Here is an 18,329-nt window from a genome sequence, read left to right on the forward strand (position 1 = left end):
AATCCCTTGCTGCGCCGCAATTGGTTTTCCAAACTGATGGCGCTCCCTTGCATATTCTACAGAAGCATCTAAAGCCCCTTGTGCAATCCCAACAGCTTGCGCCGCAATACCGTTACGACCTCCATCTAATGTTTGCATCGCAACTTTAAACCCTTGTCCCTCTCCTCCAAGTAGATTCTCTACAGGAATACGGCAATCTTCAAACATAATTTCAGTCGTTGGTGAAGAGCGAATCCCTAGCTTGCTCTCCTTCTTCCCAACTGAAAATCCCGGTGTATCACTTTCTACAATAAATGCACTCGTACCGCGCTGCTTCGATTCAGGATCAGTTAGCGCAAAAACAACATAAATATCAGCAATACCGCCATTTGTAATGAAAATTTTTGATCCATTTAAAATATAATGATCGCCATCTCTCTTTGCGATTGTCTTCATTCCACCAGCATCCGATCCAGATCCTGGTTCCGTTAAGCCGTATGCACCAATTTTCTTCCCTTCAGCCATCGGCCGTAAAAACTTTTGCTTTTGCTCTTCCGTCCCAAATTTAAAAATTGGCCATCCCGCAAGTGAAGTATGCGCAGACAGTGTTACACCTGTTGAAGCACAAACGCGAGATAATTCTTCAATAGCGATTACGTATGCTAAGTAATCGCTTCCAATTCCACCGTACTCTTCAGGCCATGGAATACCAGTTAAACCAAGCTCTGCCATTTGATCAAATAACTCTCGATCAAATCGCTCTTCTTCATCACGCTCAGCTGCTGTTGGTGCCACTTCATTTTTAGCAAAATCTCGAACCATTTTTCTTATCATTTCATGCTCTTCTGATAGTTTAAAATGCATCTCCGTCTCCCCCTCGCCCTTTTATAAAGCACGGCTAATAACAAGTTTCTGTATTTCACTTGTTCCTTCATATATTTGCGTAATTTTCGCATCACGGAAAAATCGTTCTACTGGATAGTCTTTCGTATAACCGTAACCACCAAATACTTGCACCGCCTCAATCGCGACTTCAACCGCTGTCTTAGAAGCAAATAATTTCGCAATAGATGCTTCTTTACCGCATGGTAATCCTTGTGCCCTAAGAGATGCCGCTCTATATACGAGTAACCTTGCTGCCTCGACACTTGTTGCCATATCTGCAAGCTTGAAGCCAATCCCTTGCTGCGCCGCAATTGGTTTTCCGAATTGCTCACGTTCTTTCGCATAATCAATTGCACAGCCAAGCGCCGCTTCAGCAATTCCTAACGCCTGCGCACCGATTCCAATTCGCCCAACATCTAAATTCGCCATCGCCACTTTGAATCCTTGTCCTTCTTCCCCAAGTAAATTCTCAGCTGGCACTTTCATATCTTCAAAAGTAAGTTGTACTGTACGAGAACCGAGAAGTCCCATCTTATGTTCATCTTTTCCAATGATTAAACCAGGTGTATCTTTCTCTACTATAAATGCAGAAATACCACTTTTTCCTGCCTCTGGATTTGTAGAAGCGAATACAATGTATGTACTTGCTTCACCACCATTTGTAATAAACACTTTCGATCCATTAATAATATAATGATCACCTTTTTTCACAGCTCTTGATTTCAAACTCCCTGCATCTGATCCTGCATTTGGCTCTGTTAAAGCAAATGCACCTAAATATTCCCCGGTTGCAAGTTTAGAAACATATTTTTTCTTCTGTTCTTCTGTTCCAAAATATAAAATCGGATTCATTCCAACTGACGTATGTACAGCTAAAATTACACCAACTGTTGCACTTACCTTTGAGATTTCCTCAATTGCTAGAATGTAAGAAATAAAGTCCATTTCTGCCCCACCGTATTTTGCAGGCGCTGGAATACCCATTAATCCAAGCTCACCCATCTTTTGCAAAATCTCTTTCGGGAACACCCCTTGTTCCATACTAGGAACAAAGGGAGCTATTTCCTTCTGTGCAAAATCCCGAACCATTTTCCTCATCATTTGCTGCTCTTCATTAAAACGAAAGTTCATATATTCCGCCTCCATTTGCTATATATCCTTTAAATAATTTGGTAAGACCACTATGTTGTAACAAAGGGGGCATTTATTCGTAAACGTAGAATCCACGACCTGTTTTACGCCCTAACCATCCTGCATTCACATACTTACGTAATAATGGACATGGGCGATATTTACTATCTCCTAATCCTTCATGCAACACTTCCATAATGTATAAACACGTATCTAAACCGATAAAATCAGCGAGTGTCAAAGGCCCCATCGGATGGTTCATACCAAGCTTCATGACTTCATCAATTGCTTCTTTCGTCGCTACACCTTCATATAACGTATAAATTGCTTCGTTAATCATCGGTAGTAAAATGCGGTTTGATACAAAACCTGGGAAATCATTCACTTCAACTGGTACTTTCCCAATTTTTTTCGTAATATCTTCAATTGCTTCATATACCGCATCATCGGTAGCCAAACCACGAATAATCTCAACAAGCTTCATAACTGGGACTGGATTCATAAAGTGCATACCGATTACTTTTTCCGGACGCTTCGTTACCGCTGCAATTTCTGTAATTGGCAGAGATGACGTATTCGTCGCTAAAATTGCGTGTTCTGGAGCAATTTCATCTAGATTCGCAAAGATTTTCTTTTTAATATCCATTTTCTCAACAGCTGCTTCAATAATAAGATCCGCTTCTTTCACACAATCTAAATCAAGCGTTACTGTAAGACGATTTAATGTCGCTTCCTTCTCTTCTTCCTTCATGCGTCCTTTTTCTACTTGGCGCGCTAAGTTTTTCGTAATGATAGCCATTCCTCTATCTAATTGCTCTTGCTTTAAATCTTGTACCTTCACGTCATATCCTGCCATTGCACATACTTGTGCAATTCCTGATCCCATTTGCCCTGCACCAATTACAACAATGTTTTGTACACCCATTTTTTCTTCCCCCTTAATTGTTAATAAATTTTATACCCTCGAACTTTAATTAGTGAACTTCAATCATCACTGCGTCCCCTTGACCGCCACCGCTACAAATCGAAGCAATTCCAATTCCGCCGCCGCGCTGCTTAAGTGCATGGATTAGTGTAACGATAATGCGCGCTCCGCTTGCTCCAATTGGATGTCCCATCGCTACCGCGCCGCCATTTACATTCAATTTTTCCGGATCAATTCCTGCGATTTCTGTACTTGCAATTGCTACCGCTGCAAATGCTTCATTAATCTCGAATAAATCGATGTCTTCAATTTTCTTGCCTGTTTTTTCAAGCAATGCGTTAATTGCATAACCTGGCGTTCTTGGGAAATCTTTAGATTCCACTGCAATTGCTGTATGTGCCAAAATTGTCGCTAATGGCTTTCTTCCTTCTTGCTTCGCTCTGTCTTCGCTCATTAATACAAGTGCGGCACCACCATCATTTAGTCCCGGAGCATTACCAGCTGTCACCGTCGCTGTCTTATCAAATACAGGTTTTAACTTTGCTAACTTTTCAATCGTTGTATCTTCACGTGGCGCCTCATCCTTTGCAACGACAATAGGATCGCCTTTTCTTTGCGGAATCGTTACTGGCACGATTTCCTCTTCAAAACGCCCTTCTTTATGCGCTGAAACCGCACGCTGATGGCTACGATATGCCCATTCATCTTGCGCTTCGCGAGAAATTCCATCTTCCTTCGCAACTTCTCCACCGTAAACACCCATGTGTGTACCTGAAAATGCGCATGTTAAACCGTCAGCAATGTTTAAATCAACAACTTCGTTGTTACCCATTCTGTATCCCCATCTTGCTCCGCGTAAAATGTAAGGACTGTTACTCATCGACTCCATACCGCCGGCTACAATCAGTGATTGATCGCCAGTACGAATAATCTGATCCGCTAACGTAACCGCACGAAGTCCTGATGCACAAACTTTATTCACTGTTTCCGTCTGCACTTCCCAAGGGATTCCAGCAGCCCTCGCAGCTTGGCGCGATGGAATTTGCCCCTGTCCACCTTGAATAACCGTTCCAAATATAACTTCTTCAACATCACTAGCCGCAACATTTGCTCTTTCAAGCGCTGCTTTAATTGCAATTCCTCCAAGTTCCGTCGCTTTTACATCTTTTAAAGATCCTCCAAATTTTCCAACTGGTGTTCTTGCTGCACTTAAAATAACTGTTTTACTCATGTTTCTTTCCCCCATTTCATTTTTTAACACTGAGCGCTCGCTCGGTATCCCTACGTTGAGAAGAGGTGCAATCATTGCACCTCTTTCTAAAGTTGTATACATTCTTACAAATTACATCGCTTCTTTTTTCTGTCCGATAACAGATCGTTCTAAAATCTCTGTCACATCAAGAGTTTGAACTTTCTCTTCTACCTCTTTCGCTTTCGTTCCATCACTGATCATCGTTAAGCAATATGGACAACCTGTACCGATAATGGATGGCTGTACAGCTAATGCTTGTTCTGTACGAGCAACGTTAATACGTGAACCTGTTGTTTCTTCCATCCACATTAAGCCACCACCTGCACCACAGCACATTCCCGTTTCACGGTTACGTGCCATTTCTACAAGATTCACCCCAGGAATCGCTTTCAAAATGTCACGTGGCGCTTCATACACTTCGTTGTATCTTCCTAAATAACAGGAATCATGGTACGTAACTGTTTCTTCAATAGCGTGAACAGGCTTTAAGCGCCCTTCTTTCACCCACTGAGCTAACAATTCTGTATGATGATAGACTTCTGCTTGCAAGCCAAAGTCCGGATACTCATTTTTAAATGTGTTATAAGCATGAGGATCAATCGTAACGATTTTCTTCACTCCTGCCTTTTCAAATTCTTCGATATTCTTTGTCGCCATCTCTTGGAATACAAATTCATTTCCAAGGCGGCGTGGTGTATCTCCAGAATTCTTTTCTTTATTACCGAGAATTGCGAATGAAATGCCTGCTTCGTTCATTAACTTCGCAAACGATATCGCAATCTTCTGACTACGATTGTCGTATGATCCCATTGAACCAACCCAGAATAAATACTCGAATTCCTCCCCAGCTTTTGATTTTTCTTTTACAGTTGGAACTGTTACTTCGTCATCACCTTGGCGCCATGTTTCACGCTCTTTACGGTTCAGCCCCCACGGATTTCCTTGACGCTCGATATTTGTCATCGCGCGTTGTGCTTCCGCGTCCATTTTCCCTTCAGTCAAAACGAGATATCGACGTAAGTCAATAATTTTGTCAACATGCTCATTCATAACTGGGCATTGATCTTCACAGTTACGACACGTTGTACATGCCCAAATCTCTTCTTCTGTAATAACATCTCCGATTAAACTCGGATCGTAAGCGAGCGTTGTAGACGCTGATTCTTGTTGCCCTTTTCCAGCTGCCATCATCGCTAACTGATTTCCTTGTGTATTATTGAAGGCAACTACTGGAACCCACGGTGCTTTTGATGTTACCGCAGCTCCTTTATCAGTTAAATGATCGCGAAGTTTTAAAATTAAGTCCATCGGTGATAACATTTTTCCTGTTCCTGTTGCCGGACACATATTTGTACAACGGCCACACTCTACACAAGCGTATAAGTCAATAAGTTGATTTTGTCTAAAGTCTTCAATTTTACCAACACCAAATGTTTCTTGCGTTTCATCTTCAAAATCAATCTTTTCAAGCTTCCCTGGGTTTGAAAGACGACCGAAGAATACATTAGCTGGTCCTGCAATTAAATGCGCATGTTTTGATTGTGGAACATACACTAAAAACGTTAACAAAATTAGTAAATGCACCCACCAAGAAAAATAGAACACTGAAATGGCTACGGTTTCATTTATCCCGCTAAAAACGTAAGCGATTGCAGAAGCAATTGGTTCACTCCATGAAAGCTCCTCGCCATGCCATATAAGTCCCATACCGTTACCAAGTAGCACAGAAATCATTAAACCACCGATAAAAATAAGAACAAGACCTGATTTGAAGTTACGTTTTAAACGAACAAGCTTTTCTACATAACGTCTATGAAAAGCCCAAAATACTGCAATTAAAATAACAAGTGTGACAATTTCCTGGAAGAATGTAAATGCAGGGTATAGTGGTCCAAGTGGAAGATGTGATCCTGGTGCGAGTCCTTTCCAAACGAAGTCAATTGCTCCAAATTGGACAAGAATAAATCCGTAAAAGAACATAACGTGAATGATGCCGCTTTTCTTATCTTTCAGCAGCTTTTTCTGACCGAAAACATTGACCTTAAGGAGATCCCAACGCTCTTTAAAACGACGGTCAAACTCAATTTTTTTTCCTAATTGTATGTAGGCCATTCTCGTCCGTATAAGATATACAAACAAATATCCTGCATAAGCAATAACAGCAATGGCAGCCAGCCAATTAATAATCAGTAAGCTATTCATTTTTATGCTACCCCTCTCTTTGTAAGCCCTCTTTCTTTTTGAATCTTCAAAAATATATAATTTTCTGAATTATGTCCCCTATCCCCATTATATAATGAGTGAGCATTCAGTCAACAGTTTTTTGTTATAGAACAACACATTTTTTCATAAAGCTGTTTATTTCGGTGAAACTATAAAGTGAAACTTTAATCAGTAGGGGCGGTTCTTCCCCCGCTGATTATTAGTTGAACCAATCGGGCTTTTACGGGCAGTTGATTTCCTAACTAGCTTCTGCTTATTCATCAATTTTTGAAATAGGAAGCTTACTGCCCGTTAAAGCGGGGTAAAGTGAAACTTTAACCAGTACAACATCTATCCTCTAAAGAAATTTATAATAACAGCCGTGCTACCCATATCATTTGTAACACACTGAAGGTGAAAAGAATGCGAAGGAGGGAATTCACTGATGCTCTACTTATCTCTTTTGTTAATATCCGTTGCTCTTTGGATTACAATTGACCTTTCATACGGGCGACTTCTTCATTTAAAACGAGTAAGCTCTCGCACTTTCCCTTTACGTCAAAGTGATTTTCGCCTTTATACATACGGGAAAGATTTATATGACGCTTTATTTACTGACATAAAACAAGCACAGCACCACATTCATATTTTATTCTTCATTGTAAAAAACGATAAAATCAGTCGTGAATTTTTAAAATTGTTGATTGATAAGGCTCAGGAAGGAATTGAAGTACGACTTTTACTTGATCGATTTGGCAGCCATTCTTTATCAAACGAAGCTATTCGCTCCCTGCAAAAACATGGTGTATCTTTTTCATTTTGTCATAAGGTAAAATTTCCTCTTCCTTTCTTTTCTGCCAATCAAAGAAATCATAGAAAAATTACAGTGATTGATGGGAAAACCGGCTATATCGGGGGATTTAATATTGGCGAAGAGTATCTAGGGCATAATGAACACTTAGGATTATGGCGAGACTATCATTTACGTCTTACAGGAGAAGGGGTTCAAGATTTACAAAAGCAATTTTTACATGATTGGTTTGATGATACGAAACAGAATTTATTGGATGCTTCTCTTTATTTTCCAAAACAACAACCAGGTACCATCCTGCATCAATTTATTCCGACTGATGGTGCTTATTTACAGCATACTTTTTTACATTTAATTAACGCGGCAAAAAAAGAAATCTGTATCGGTACACCATATTTCATTCCTGGAAAAAAAATTATGAATGCCTTATTAAAAGCAAGAGAAAGAGGGGTTCAAATCACAATTCTTGTTCCAGAAAAAGCTGATCACCCTCTCGTTCGGGAAGCAAAATTCCCGTACTGCCGAAAATTAATACAGGCTGGTTGCAATATTTATGCATTTCAACAAGGTTTTTTTCACGCCAAAATTATTATAGTGGACGATGATATTTGTGATATCGGAACGGCAAACTTTGATATGAGAAGTTTATATATTAATCATGAAATAAACTGCCTGTTATATAATAAACATTTCATTCAAACAGTAAAAAATAAATTCCATGAAGATCTAGAGAATGCATCCGTACTTTCCTATAGCGATGTAAACCCGCCTTCTCTTATCGATAGAGGAAAGGAATGGATTGGAACAATGTTTGCTTTCTTTTTATAGGAAAGACAATGAATAAAAGAGGTGTATCTCATATGATTATACGGTTTGGATATGTCTCACATGCAATGGCACTCTGGGACTGTTCTCCTGCCAAAACAATGACGTTTACAAGCTTTAAGAAACTTAGCAAGCAAGAACGAGAAGACAAACTGTACCATATTATAAGGCAAAATTTAGAGCACACAATACGTATCCTTCATTACAATATAGCACATGAAATCCCACTATATCGCCTATCGTCTTCCATCGTCCCACTTGCAACACATCCCGAAGTCGAGTTTGACTATATTGGGGTATTCACACCACTTTGGCATAAAATAGGGGCTTTAATTAAAGAACACAATTTACGAATAAGTTTTCATCCGAATCAATTTACGCTATTTACAAGCGACAAACCACATATTACTACTAACGCTATTACGGATATGACTTATCATTATAAAATATTGGATGCTATAGGCATTGCAGATTCTTCTTACATTAATATTCATGTAGGTGGAGCCTATGGAAATAAAGAAAAGGCAATTGAGCGCTTCCATGAAAACATAAAAAAACTTCCTACACATATAAAAAAACAAATGACTCTTGAAAACGATGATAAAACCTATACAACCGCTGAAACTTTATCAATTTGCAAAAAAGAAAATATCCCATTTGTATTTGATTATCATCATCATATGGCCAATCTTTGCGAAGAACCACTAGAAGAGTTGCTTCCTGCAATTTTTGAAACTTGGTCACATACAAATATCTCTCCTAAAGTTCACATTTCCTCCCCGAGATCGGAAAAAGAATTTAGGGCCCATGCTGAATATATCGATTTAGAGTTTATTAAGCCTTTCTTACACATTGCGAAAAAAAACAATCATAATTTCGATATTATGATTGAAAGTAAACAAAAAGACTTAGCACTATTCCAATTAATAGATGAACTTTCTGCTATAAGAGGAATCAAAAGAATAGGTGGTGCAAAGTTACAGTGGTAAATTGTAACTTTGCACCATTTTTTCAAAAAAGTAATTTTTATAGTAAAAAATATTCTATTTTATATGCTATTATTTAAATTAGCATTTTCTCCCCGAGATTCAACTTTATTGAAACGGAGTCACAATATGATTAATCAAAAAAAGTATATACAATCTGTCATAATATACATATTTATATTTGCTCTTTGGATATTCCTTATACCAAATGAGTCGAATATAAAAGAAATCGGGATTCTTTTCTTATTCTGTTTCGCTGCACTTTTTTCTTGCTATTGCTTATGTAAAGCGATTAGAAAAATGACGCATGGTGATAAATTATTTTGGATTTTATTATTATGTACTTGTCTATGCGGGTTAGCTATGGAGATAACTTTATTTCTTCCTTCACTTTCTATTCATAAGCAAGTTATATTCTCATATAAAGCATTACCTTTTTTTATCATACAATATGTTTTACTCTTTGTTGGATTTGCTATAAAGTTTATAAAAATTTACTCTATTAAGGGTCTTGCTCAATTTTCATTCGATAGCATCTTTATTGTTATTATGAACATTTATTTCACTTTAACTTTTATCTTGGACCTTTCAAACTTCCGTATGTTAACAAAGGAAACTTGGATTTTAATTGGCTATTTCATTGCACAATCATTAGTAATTTACGCCGTTATTAGTCTATATAGAAGAGAACAATATTCTTCGAGTAGAATCGCATTAATTATCGGTTTCACTATTATACTCGTATACGGTTACATTCATCTGTTTCAATTAAATTTTGGGATGAAAACTTCTCCTGAATTTAATTATTTAATACACACTGCTTCTATTTTATTAATTGGACTTTCTTCCATACTATATATCTTGGATAAACCAATGCAACATGAAACGAAAGCAAAATATTATCGATTCGATTATGTACGTTTTATACTACCTTATTTTAGTATAATTATTACTTTTTCCTTTATCATCATTCAACCTTGGGATGATAAATTTATGTTAATTGGTCTCGTATTATCACTTATTTTGTTATTCTTGCGGCAACTTTACATGTGGAAAGATAATCAAGCACTAATCCTTACATATGAACAGTTGACTACACAACTAGAGGACGAAGTTGAAGAAGGTGCATTTGCATTATCAAAAAGTGAACAACGCTATAAGTCTTTATTCGAAGATCATCCCGATGCCGTTTTCTCTTTAAATATGAATGGCATTTTTCAACAATCTAATAAGGCATGCGAAAGCTTATTTACTGCCTATTATTGTGAAGTAGCAAGCTATTCTCTGGTACACTTCATTGATTCAAAAGACCACGAACTACTAAAGAAGGCTTTACAAATTACAAAGGAAGGTAGGCCACAAACGTTAGAAGTTCGTACAAAAGAACAAGAAGGCTATTATTATTATCTTCATATTACACTTATCCCTACTTTTATAAACAAAGAAGTGGTCGGAATGTTTGGGATAGCGCGTGATATTACCACTCTATATGAAAAACAAAAACAAGTAGAGCATTTAGCCTTTCACGATGCACTTACTGGATTACCAAATCGTCGAAAGTTCGAAAAAGATTTAAAAGCCATTTTAAATACAGCCCAAACTAACGCAAATGATGTCGCCGTCATATTCCTTGATTTAGATCGATTTAAAAAAATTAACGATAGACTTGGCCATGACGTTGGAGATTTATTATTAATTGAAGTAGCAAAAAGATTACGCGGTTGCTTGCGTTCAAAAGATATCGTCGCTCGCCAAGGTGGAGATGAGTTTACAATTCTGTTACCAGAAATGTACTCAGAAAAAAGTGCAATTTTTATAGCTGAACAGATTTTAACTATTTTAAACAAACCATTCTTCATTCAAGGCGAAGAACTCTCTATTACACCAAGTATCGGAATTGCGATGTACCCTGATTATGGAACTGATGTAAATGAATTAATGAAAAATGCTGATATGGCTATGTATCGTGCGAAAGCAAATGGAAAAAACCGATTTGTTTTCTTCTCAAAAGAAATGAGTATCGCTCAAAATGAAATTCAATTCTTAGAAGGTGAACTTTCAAAAGCATTACAACAAAATGAATTTTTCCTTGAATACCAGCCACAAGTAAGCACAAAAACAAAACAAATTATCGGTTTTGAAGCATTAATACGTTGGAAGCATCCAAAACTCGGTATCGTATCTCCTGCCCAATTTATTCCTCTAGCAGAGGAAACTGGTTTTATTATTGAACTTGGCAATTGGATTTTACGTACTGCCTGCTTAGAGGCAAAAAGATGGCATAATCAAGGTTTCTCTCACTTAAAAGTTGGTGTAAATTTATCTGTTGTTCAATTTAACCATGCAGATTTAATCCCAACTATTTCAAAGGTGTTGGAAGAAACAGAACTGAAACCAGAAGCACTAGATATTGAAATTACGGAAAGCATCGCAATTAATCAAAATCAATCTGTAGTTGCAAAACTAGAACAACTTCAAAATCTCGGTATTCAAATTTCAATCGATGACTTTGGAACTGGTTATAGTTCTTTAGCTTATTTAACAAAATATCCAATCAACACATTAAAAATCGCTCGAGAGTTTATTTGTGGAATTACAACTAGCCCTTTAGAAGAAGCAATTGTCTCTTCCATTATTACACTATCAAAAGAACTAAATTTAGAAGTGATTGCAGAAGGTGTAGAAACAGAAGAAGAATGGAAATTTTTACATAAACAAAATTGTGATCACATTCAAGGATTCTTTATTAGCAAACCTGTTTCTAGTAAAGACGTTTGGATGTTACTCCATAAAAAAACAACCGTCTAAGTAAGACGGTTGTTTTTTAGAACTCAAAAGGTACTTCATTAGCTAATTGTATCTCTTGATTATTATGAGAAATTATTTGGTTTTTCTCTAATGCTGTATCTCCTAATGAAATACCCCATGCCATCGCTAACGTTAGTAAACTACCAATAAGTAGTTTTTTCATATTCCATCACCCGCATTTTTTCTTTAAATATATCATGAAAAATTATCCAGACTTTATGCAATTATGCATATTTGTTCTTTATGTCTTTTTTATTTCTTCATTTTTTTTATAAGTGATTCTTTTAATTCATGGTTTCCTAATATATCAAAAAAGAAGCATGCTTTTTCGTAAGCATCTTCAATTTCTGCTCTATCACACCCAAGTTTTGCTAAGCATTCACCTTTTCGAAAGTATAACTGTCCAATCAATGTCATACTGTTAATTCGACACGATAGGTCAATGGCTTTATTTGCGTGACAAAGCGCTTCTTCGTATTGATTGTCTATGTATAATGCTTTTGCATGATTATGTCTCACCTTCACATCAAACTCTTTATTATCATGCAATGCCTCTAATTGTTTTAATATATTTTCAAACAAATCAATACCCTGCTTCAAATAGCCGTTTTCAGCATAAATGTTTGCAATTGCGTTTTCAATATAAAGGTTCTGATATACATCTATTCCTACCAGTTGTTGATTGAGCAATTTCTTTAATTCTAAAATGCAATATTCGTAATCGATTTTTTTCAATACGTAAGCAGCTACATAATATTGCCATTGAAGAAATTGCTGAAGCTCGGGATGATATTCTTCCTTTTTCAATTCATTGCATACTCTATTATAAATTTCTTTATATTTTTTTTGCTTACAAAGCAGAATAATTTGATCTTTTAACTGCTTATTCCTCTCAATATCAGAATAAATAAGTACCTCATAAAAATGAATGATGGGAACTTGTAATTTTGCTGCAATACCTTGCAATATATCCATACTTGGGTATACCGCGCCCGATTCAATTCGACTTACTTCCGATTGATGACATATGTTCTCGGATAACTGTTTTTGTGTTAATCCTCTCATCACCCTAATTTTCTTAATTTCACTTCCTAATTTTTCTGCGTGCATACTTACTCACCATCCCATTATAACAATCTAATTTTTTAAGTTGTCATACCACTACAATAATGTGAATTCGACAATTTTTGATATGAAATAATGCATAATATATATATAATTCGGCAAATTTTTCATACAATTCATCTCACATACAATAATAGATTAGGAGTGTTATAGATGAATTATAGAAAACTTGCTAGTGCTTTCGTTACATTCGGTCTTCTTTGCCCTTTATCAACAGAAGCTATTCATGCTCAAGAGTTAGACAAAAGTGCAGTCAAAGTTGAAATTGCTCAGCCTGGTTTAACAATCGGGAAATTAACACAACCTCAAAATGATACGAAAGAAAATATTGCTAAAAAGTATTTAAAAGGTGAGGTAAATGGGGCGAAAGCTCAACAAGAACAAGTCACTACTGAAAAAAATGTAGATTTCCAACCTACAAATAAAGAAACTAAAGAAAATCAAACCGAAGTTCGCCTTGCACAAACATATAAAAACTATAAAGTATATGGCCAAGATCTCATTGTAAAAGTAGATAAAAATGGAGTGATCACAACTGTTAGTGGTAAAGTTGTTCAGAATTTAAATCAACAACCTAATCTTACTATAACAAATTTTTTGTCGAAAAATGAAGTAAAATCTAAATTACGCGATATAGTTCAAATTCCAAGTGATGCAGTTGAGACAGAATTCTCTAGCGAAACCGTTGTTTATAAGAAAAAAGATGGCTATTATACATTCGCAACTGTTATTACATTTACTTATGAAAACAATGAACAAATTATAAACGGCAATGCTATCGTTGATCTAAAAACTGGCGAAGTACTTTTCCAAGAAAAGTTCATTAAAAACAAAGAGAATAAGACTATAAATCAAGTAACATCACCTAGATTATCCCCTGCAAGTGAGCAAGGAACTGGGAAAAATGCACTTCAAGAAAACATCTCTTTCAATATTGCCAAAGGAACTGATGGGAAATTTTATTTAGCGGATTTATCACGCGGAAATGGTATTTATATTTATAATGCAAACTACGCCGATTCCCTCGGAGGATATAGTCAAGCTGGTTATCCAGGGACACTAATTTCAAGTAGCAATCCTAATTTTGCAGATAAAGAAGCCGCGGGCGCTATGAAGAATATGAGTGATATTTACGATTACTTTAAGAAAGAACATAATCTAAAAAGTTACGACAATAAAGATTCAAAAGTTGTTGCTAGTGTACACGGTTTTGATTCTACTGAAGTTAGTGATGGTGTAAAAGAAGACTATGTAAATGCATTTTGGCATCCCGCTTGGAACCAAATGGTATTTGGTGATGGTTTAGGCGGAAAACTAACATCCGCTCTTGATGTAACAGCTCATGAATTTGGACATGCTGTATTCAGTGGCACGACGAAAAATAAAGTCGTGAGATATCCAAGCGCTGAAACATCTGCACTAAACGAGGGATTAGCGGATTTCTGGGGTACACAAATCGAATATTACGTAAAGAAAGATAAAGGAAACTGGATTATGGGCGATACATTAGGTGACCTAACAATTCGTGATATCCCAAGGGAAATTGGTGACGGCGGTCATAAATTATATACAAATTTACAAGATTTCTATAACGATGGTAATAATCAAGAATCACACGTGAATTCTGGTATTATCAGTCACGTATTATATCAATTAGCTGAAGGTAAAACATATAACGGTGTTGCTGTTCAAAAACAAGGAAATGAAAAAGTAAGTAAAGTTGTTATGCGTGCATTGCAAAATTATGCAACTTCCGCTGAAGACTTTGAATCACTTCAATCTCACATCGTACAAGCTGCAAAAGATTTATATAGCACTGCCGTATCAAATGAATTTGCAAAGGCATTTGAAGCACACGGTTACAAACCGTTACAAAAAGTAAATAAAGTAATAGAAGTACAATAATTATAAAAAGAAGGTTACCTCTCATAGGTAACCTTCTTTTTATATCCAACCCTTTTCTTCCGCAATTGTAATTGCCTCAATTCTATTTTTCGCATCGAGCTTCGTTAATACTTCAGAAATATAATTACGTACTGTGCCCGGCGAAAGATAAAGTGTCTTCGCAATTTCGTTTGCCGTCTTTCCTTCTTTCGCAAGCAACAATACTTCCTTTTCGCGATCTGACAACGGATTTTGCTCCTGCCATAGGCCGAACATTAAATCTTGGGAGACCTCTCGTTTTCCCTTCATTACATTACGAATTGCTGCCGCTAAATCTTCACTTGGGCTATCCTTTAATAAATAGCCGTGCACACCAGCTTTCATTGCTCTTTCAAAATATCCCGGCCGTGCAAATGTTGTTAAAATCATTACTTTGCATGATGATTTTTCTTTCTTTAACGCTTCAGCAACATCTAATCCACTTTGAATCGGCATTTCAATATCCATAATACTCATATCCGGTTTTAACGATTCAATTAATTTTAGCGCCTCTTCCCCGTTTGCCGCTTGTCCAATTACTTCGATATCATCTTCTAGATCAAGCAGAGCCCCTAACGCACCACGAAGCATCCGCTGATCTTCTGCAATAATAATTCGGATCATGCCCTCACCTCATCTTTTCCTGTTCTAATAACAACTGGAACTTTTACTGTTAACAACGTCCCTGGATTGATTGTACCTAGTTCAACAAATCCATCAATAAGAGCAATTCGTTCTTTCATGCCACGAATACCATTTCCATCATGATTTTGATCTGTTAAACCAATTCCGTTATCTTCTACTTTCAAAATTAGTTCACCTTGTGATTCTAATACAGAAACTGCGCACCGCGTCGCCTTACTATGTTTTACAACATTTGTAACGGCCTCACGTAAACACATCCCGACAATATTTTGTTCAATTGGTGATAACGAGCTCGATCTTGCTTCTTGCCTCACTTCTAATTCAATATTAGCTGCTTGTAAGATTGCTTTTATTTGCTCTAGCTCTTCTTCTACCGTAATCATACGCATATCAGAAATTAATTCTCTCAGCTGTTTTAAGGCTGTACGAGACGTTTGTGTAATTTCCTTCGCTTCCACACTTGCACGCTCCGGATTTTTCACAATTAACTTCTCTACAAGCTGGCTTTTCAAAGTAATAAGAGATAGCGTATGTCCTAATGTGTCATGAAGATCTCTTGCAATCCGCTGCCGTTCTTCACGTTTTACTAAGTCTTTAATTTGCTCGTTCGCCTCATCTAATTGATTTCTTAACATCTTTTTCTGATTAAAATTACGCATACCAAATGGCGTAAGAAGCATTAAAATAAACATCGGGACGATATTTACTAAACTTGTTGGTGTTAGTTGATTCATATTTACAAATACAAATGCTCCAAGCATTATAACTAACGAGCATAACAGCACTTGAAATACTTTCTTATTCGGCGCAAATCCCATCGCACTTGCTGTGAAAAAGCCAAAAAATATCATAAAAGGATTATAAAATAAAGCAAATAAAAAAATGAGTATCATTTGAATGCATGCCCATAAAATAAACGTCTTCTGAACAAAATAAAGCTGACGGTATGTGATAATAAAAAGTATCAACATACCGCTCCCTAGCACAAGCTTCCATCCTGATGCTTGTGCTAAGTGATAAATTGGAAATAATAGATAAACAAACCACATGTACGGAAAGAATCCCATATGTTTCGGAAAAATCTCAATCCTCTTCTTCTCTATCATTTATACCGCTTCCTGTCTTTTTCTTATATATATTGATACTACAACAAATATAAGGAAATAACCTCCTAATACCGCGATATTTTCCCATCCAATTGATTTTCCAGCTACAATATCCCACGCACCACTTCCGAAATGGTATGTTGGTGTCCATTCACCAATCGTTCTTAATATTTTTGGGAATACTTCAATCGGCATCCATAACCCGCCAACTATAGCTAAACTCATATTTAAAATATTAGCTAAGCCAGCAGCTGCGTCCGCCTTCTTAATGGAACCTATTACTGTTCCTAACGCTAAAAATGGTGTTACCCCTAACAATAACCATAACCCCGCACCAATCCATTGCCCTACCGTTAACTCAACATGATTAATTAGTATCCCTGCAATAAAGATAACTAATATTGAAAAAGCATTTACTACTGTTTGAGCGATAATTTTTGCTGTTAAATATGCTCCCTCTGGAAGCGGTGTAATTTTTAGAAGATGTGTCCATCCTTGCCCTCTTTCCTGAGAAAGCCTTACACCGAAACTAAAGAGTGCAGTCCCTACAATACTGAAAGTTGCCATCGAAATTAAATAATGTGCTTTCCACGCATCTCCGTTTTGTGGTACTTGAACAACATTTGTGAAAATGTAGTAAAACATAACAGGCATTAATAATGAGAAAAAGATAAATAATTTATTGCGGAATGTACGTAAAATTTCTATTTTGCACTGCATCCATAACGCTCTCATGCGATTTCCTCCTTCTGATTTGCAACGAATTGTTCAAATGCCTCATCAAGACTTCCACGTTCAACTGAAACATCTGTTACAGGTAAACTCCTTTGATAAATGGCTTTTAAAGTTGCATCCGTATCCTCCGTTGTTAAAATGAAGCGGCCTTCGTTTGACTTTACTTCTATTACATTTGGTAATTCCTTTAGTAATTTTGTAGGAATGCTTTCCTTTGAGTAAAATGTGATTGTTTTTCTCGAAATCGTTGCTTTCATTTCGTCTGGTGTACCATCTGAGATAATCTTTCCGTTCGCAAATAATAAAATACGATTTGCTAAAGCATCTGCTTCTTCTAAATAATGCGTCGTTAAAATAATCGTTTTCCCTTCACTTGCTAACTTTCGAATCGTTTCCCAAAACGTTCTTCGAGACGTAATATCCATTCCGACTGTCGGCTCATCTAAAAATAACAAATCCGGATTTCCCGCAAGTGCAAGTGCAAAGTTTAACCTTCTTTTTTGCCCACCTGATAATTTCTCACATCTTTGCTTTCGCTCTGATTCTAAATTTGATAACTGCAGTAATGTTTCTTTCTCTATAGGATTCGTATAATAACTACGGAATAACTCAATTGCCTCTTCCACCGTAATACTATCAATGACACTTACTTCTTGCAGCATCGCACCGAGGCTATTACGAACATCTTTATGCTTTGGACTCTTTCCAAATATAGAGACCTTACCTTCCGTTGGTTCCTTTAATCCAAGCATCATCGACATCGTCGTTGTTTTCCCCGCACCATTTGGACCAAGCAACGCTACTATTTCCCCTTTATTTACATGAAATGAAACATTATTTACTGCGTTTTTATGTTTAAATGTTTTAGAAACATCATTTACTTCAATAATCTTTTCCATCTCTCCACCCCCGCTGTTTCTTATATTTACATTGTATTCCTTGGAAAACTTAGGAAACAGTATGATGCGTCATGACATCGATATGACAATTG

At 36.7% G+C, this 18,329-nt stretch carries 15 protein-coding genes; 4 read left to right on the forward strand and 11 right to left on the reverse strand.

Annotated elements, in window-relative coordinates:
* From acdA to HMPREF2590_RS26375, 5 genes are all read right to left on the reverse strand, one after another.
* On the reverse strand, positions 1 to 843 hold an 843-nt coding region (acdA, locus tag HMPREF2590_RS26355), incomplete at its 3' end, for an acyl-CoA dehydrogenase AcdA (protein ID WP_070861624.1).
* 21 nt (positions 844 to 864) lie between these two features.
* A complete protein-coding gene (locus tag HMPREF2590_RS26360) occupies positions 865 to 1,995 on the reverse strand; it encodes an acyl-CoA dehydrogenase (protein ID WP_001011179.1) in 1,131 nt (376 codons plus the stop codon).
* 73 nt (positions 1,996 to 2,068) lie between these two features.
* A complete protein-coding gene (locus HMPREF2590_RS26365; protein ID WP_000538880.1) occupies positions 2,069 to 2,920 on the reverse strand; it encodes a 3-hydroxybutyryl-CoA dehydrogenase in 852 nt (283 codons plus the stop codon).
* 49 nt (positions 2,921 to 2,969) lie between these two features.
* On the reverse strand, positions 2,970 to 4,253 hold the full coding sequence (locus HMPREF2590_RS26370; RefSeq protein ID WP_009327427.1) for an acetyl-CoA C-acetyltransferase: 1,284 nt from the start codon (positions 4,251 to 4,253) through the stop codon (positions 2,970 to 2,972).
* A gap of 9 nt (positions 4,254 to 4,262) precedes the next feature.
* Positions 4,263 to 6,374: a (Fe-S)-binding protein gene (locus HMPREF2590_RS26375; RefSeq protein ID WP_001086776.1), complete on the reverse strand. Its 2,112-nt coding sequence runs from the start codon at positions 6,372 to 6,374 to the stop codon at positions 4,263 to 4,265.
* 445 nt (positions 6,375 to 6,819) lie between these two features.
* On the opposite strand from HMPREF2590_RS26375, the gene cls reads away from it, so the two are divergent.
* The 3 genes from cls (at position 6,820) to HMPREF2590_RS26390 (ending at position 11,804) form a co-directional block, all read left to right on the forward strand.
* The gene (cls, locus tag HMPREF2590_RS26380; RefSeq protein ID WP_000966427.1) at positions 6,820 to 8,013 is read left to right on the forward strand and encodes a cardiolipin synthase; all 1,194 of its coding nucleotides are present in this window, start codon (positions 6,820 to 6,822) and stop codon (positions 8,011 to 8,013) included.
* Between the two features lie 32 nt (positions 8,014 to 8,045).
* Positions 8,046 to 8,999 (forward strand): UV DNA damage repair endonuclease UvsE, encoded by a 954-nt coding sequence (uvsE, locus tag HMPREF2590_RS26385; protein ID WP_002097911.1) that lies wholly within the window; start codon positions 8,046 to 8,048, stop codon positions 8,997 to 8,999.
* 126 nt (positions 9,000 to 9,125) lie between these two features.
* The gene (locus HMPREF2590_RS26390; RefSeq protein ID WP_000609929.1) at positions 9,126 to 11,804 is read left to right on the forward strand and encodes a DUF4084 domain-containing protein; all 2,679 of its coding nucleotides are present in this window, start codon (positions 9,126 to 9,128) and stop codon (positions 11,802 to 11,804) included.
* Between the two features lie 16 nt (positions 11,805 to 11,820).
* Here the strand turns inward: HMPREF2590_RS26390 and HMPREF2590_RS26395 are convergent, their stop codons facing one another.
* Together HMPREF2590_RS26395 and HMPREF2590_RS26400 are read right to left on the reverse strand one after the other, a co-directional pair.
* The gene (locus HMPREF2590_RS26395) at positions 11,821 to 11,967 is read right to left on the reverse strand and encodes a quorum-sensing peptide PapR (protein WP_000734726.1); all 147 of its coding nucleotides are present in this window, start codon (positions 11,965 to 11,967) and stop codon (positions 11,821 to 11,823) included.
* Positions 11,968 to 12,056: 89 nt separating this feature from the next.
* Complete coding sequence (locus HMPREF2590_RS26400; RefSeq protein ID WP_000542925.1) at positions 12,057 to 12,914, reverse strand: helix-turn-helix domain-containing protein; 858 nt, start codon at positions 12,912 to 12,914, stop codon at positions 12,057 to 12,059.
* A 168-nt stretch (positions 12,915 to 13,082) separates the two neighbouring features.
* Here HMPREF2590_RS26400 and HMPREF2590_RS26405 point away from each other — a divergent pair, with 168 nt between their 5' ends.
* On the forward strand, positions 13,083 to 14,834 hold the full coding sequence (locus HMPREF2590_RS26405) for a M4 family metallopeptidase (RefSeq protein WP_001109509.1): 1,752 nt from the start codon (positions 13,083 to 13,085) through the stop codon (positions 14,832 to 14,834).
* Positions 14,835 to 14,873: 39 nt separating this feature from the next.
* On the opposite strand, the gene HMPREF2590_RS26410 is transcribed toward HMPREF2590_RS26405, so the two are convergent.
* Genes HMPREF2590_RS26410 through HMPREF2590_RS26425 form a run of 4 tightly spaced genes read right to left on the reverse strand, consistent with a single transcriptional unit; the run spans position 14,874 to position 18,237 of the window.
* Complete coding sequence (locus tag HMPREF2590_RS26410) at positions 14,874 to 15,476, reverse strand: response regulator transcription factor (protein WP_050822180.1); 603 nt, start codon at positions 15,474 to 15,476, stop codon at positions 14,874 to 14,876.
* Positions 15,473 to 16,603 carry a sensor histidine kinase gene (locus tag HMPREF2590_RS26415; RefSeq protein WP_000570611.1) on the reverse strand — a complete coding sequence of 377 codons (1,131 nt, stop codon included), beginning with the start codon at positions 16,601 to 16,603 and terminating at the stop codon, positions 15,473 to 15,475. The genes HMPREF2590_RS26410 and HMPREF2590_RS26415 overlap by 4 nt, the downstream gene beginning before the upstream one ends.
* Positions 16,604 to 17,338 (reverse strand): ABC transporter permease, encoded by a 735-nt coding sequence (locus HMPREF2590_RS26420; RefSeq protein ID WP_001202431.1) that lies wholly within the window; start codon positions 17,336 to 17,338, stop codon positions 16,604 to 16,606.
* The gene (locus tag HMPREF2590_RS26425) at positions 17,335 to 18,237 is read right to left on the reverse strand and encodes an ABC transporter ATP-binding protein (RefSeq protein ID WP_000411110.1); all 903 of its coding nucleotides are present in this window, start codon (positions 18,235 to 18,237) and stop codon (positions 17,335 to 17,337) included. The genes HMPREF2590_RS26420 and HMPREF2590_RS26425 overlap by 4 nt, the downstream gene beginning before the upstream one ends.
* Positions 18,238 to 18,329: the final 92 nt, after the last annotated feature.

Origin of the sequence: Bacillus sp. HMSC036E02, assembly GCF_001836235.1 — a bacterium.
Taxonomy (GTDB): domain Bacteria; phylum Bacillota; class Bacilli; order Bacillales; family Bacillaceae_G; genus Bacillus_A; species Bacillus_A cereus.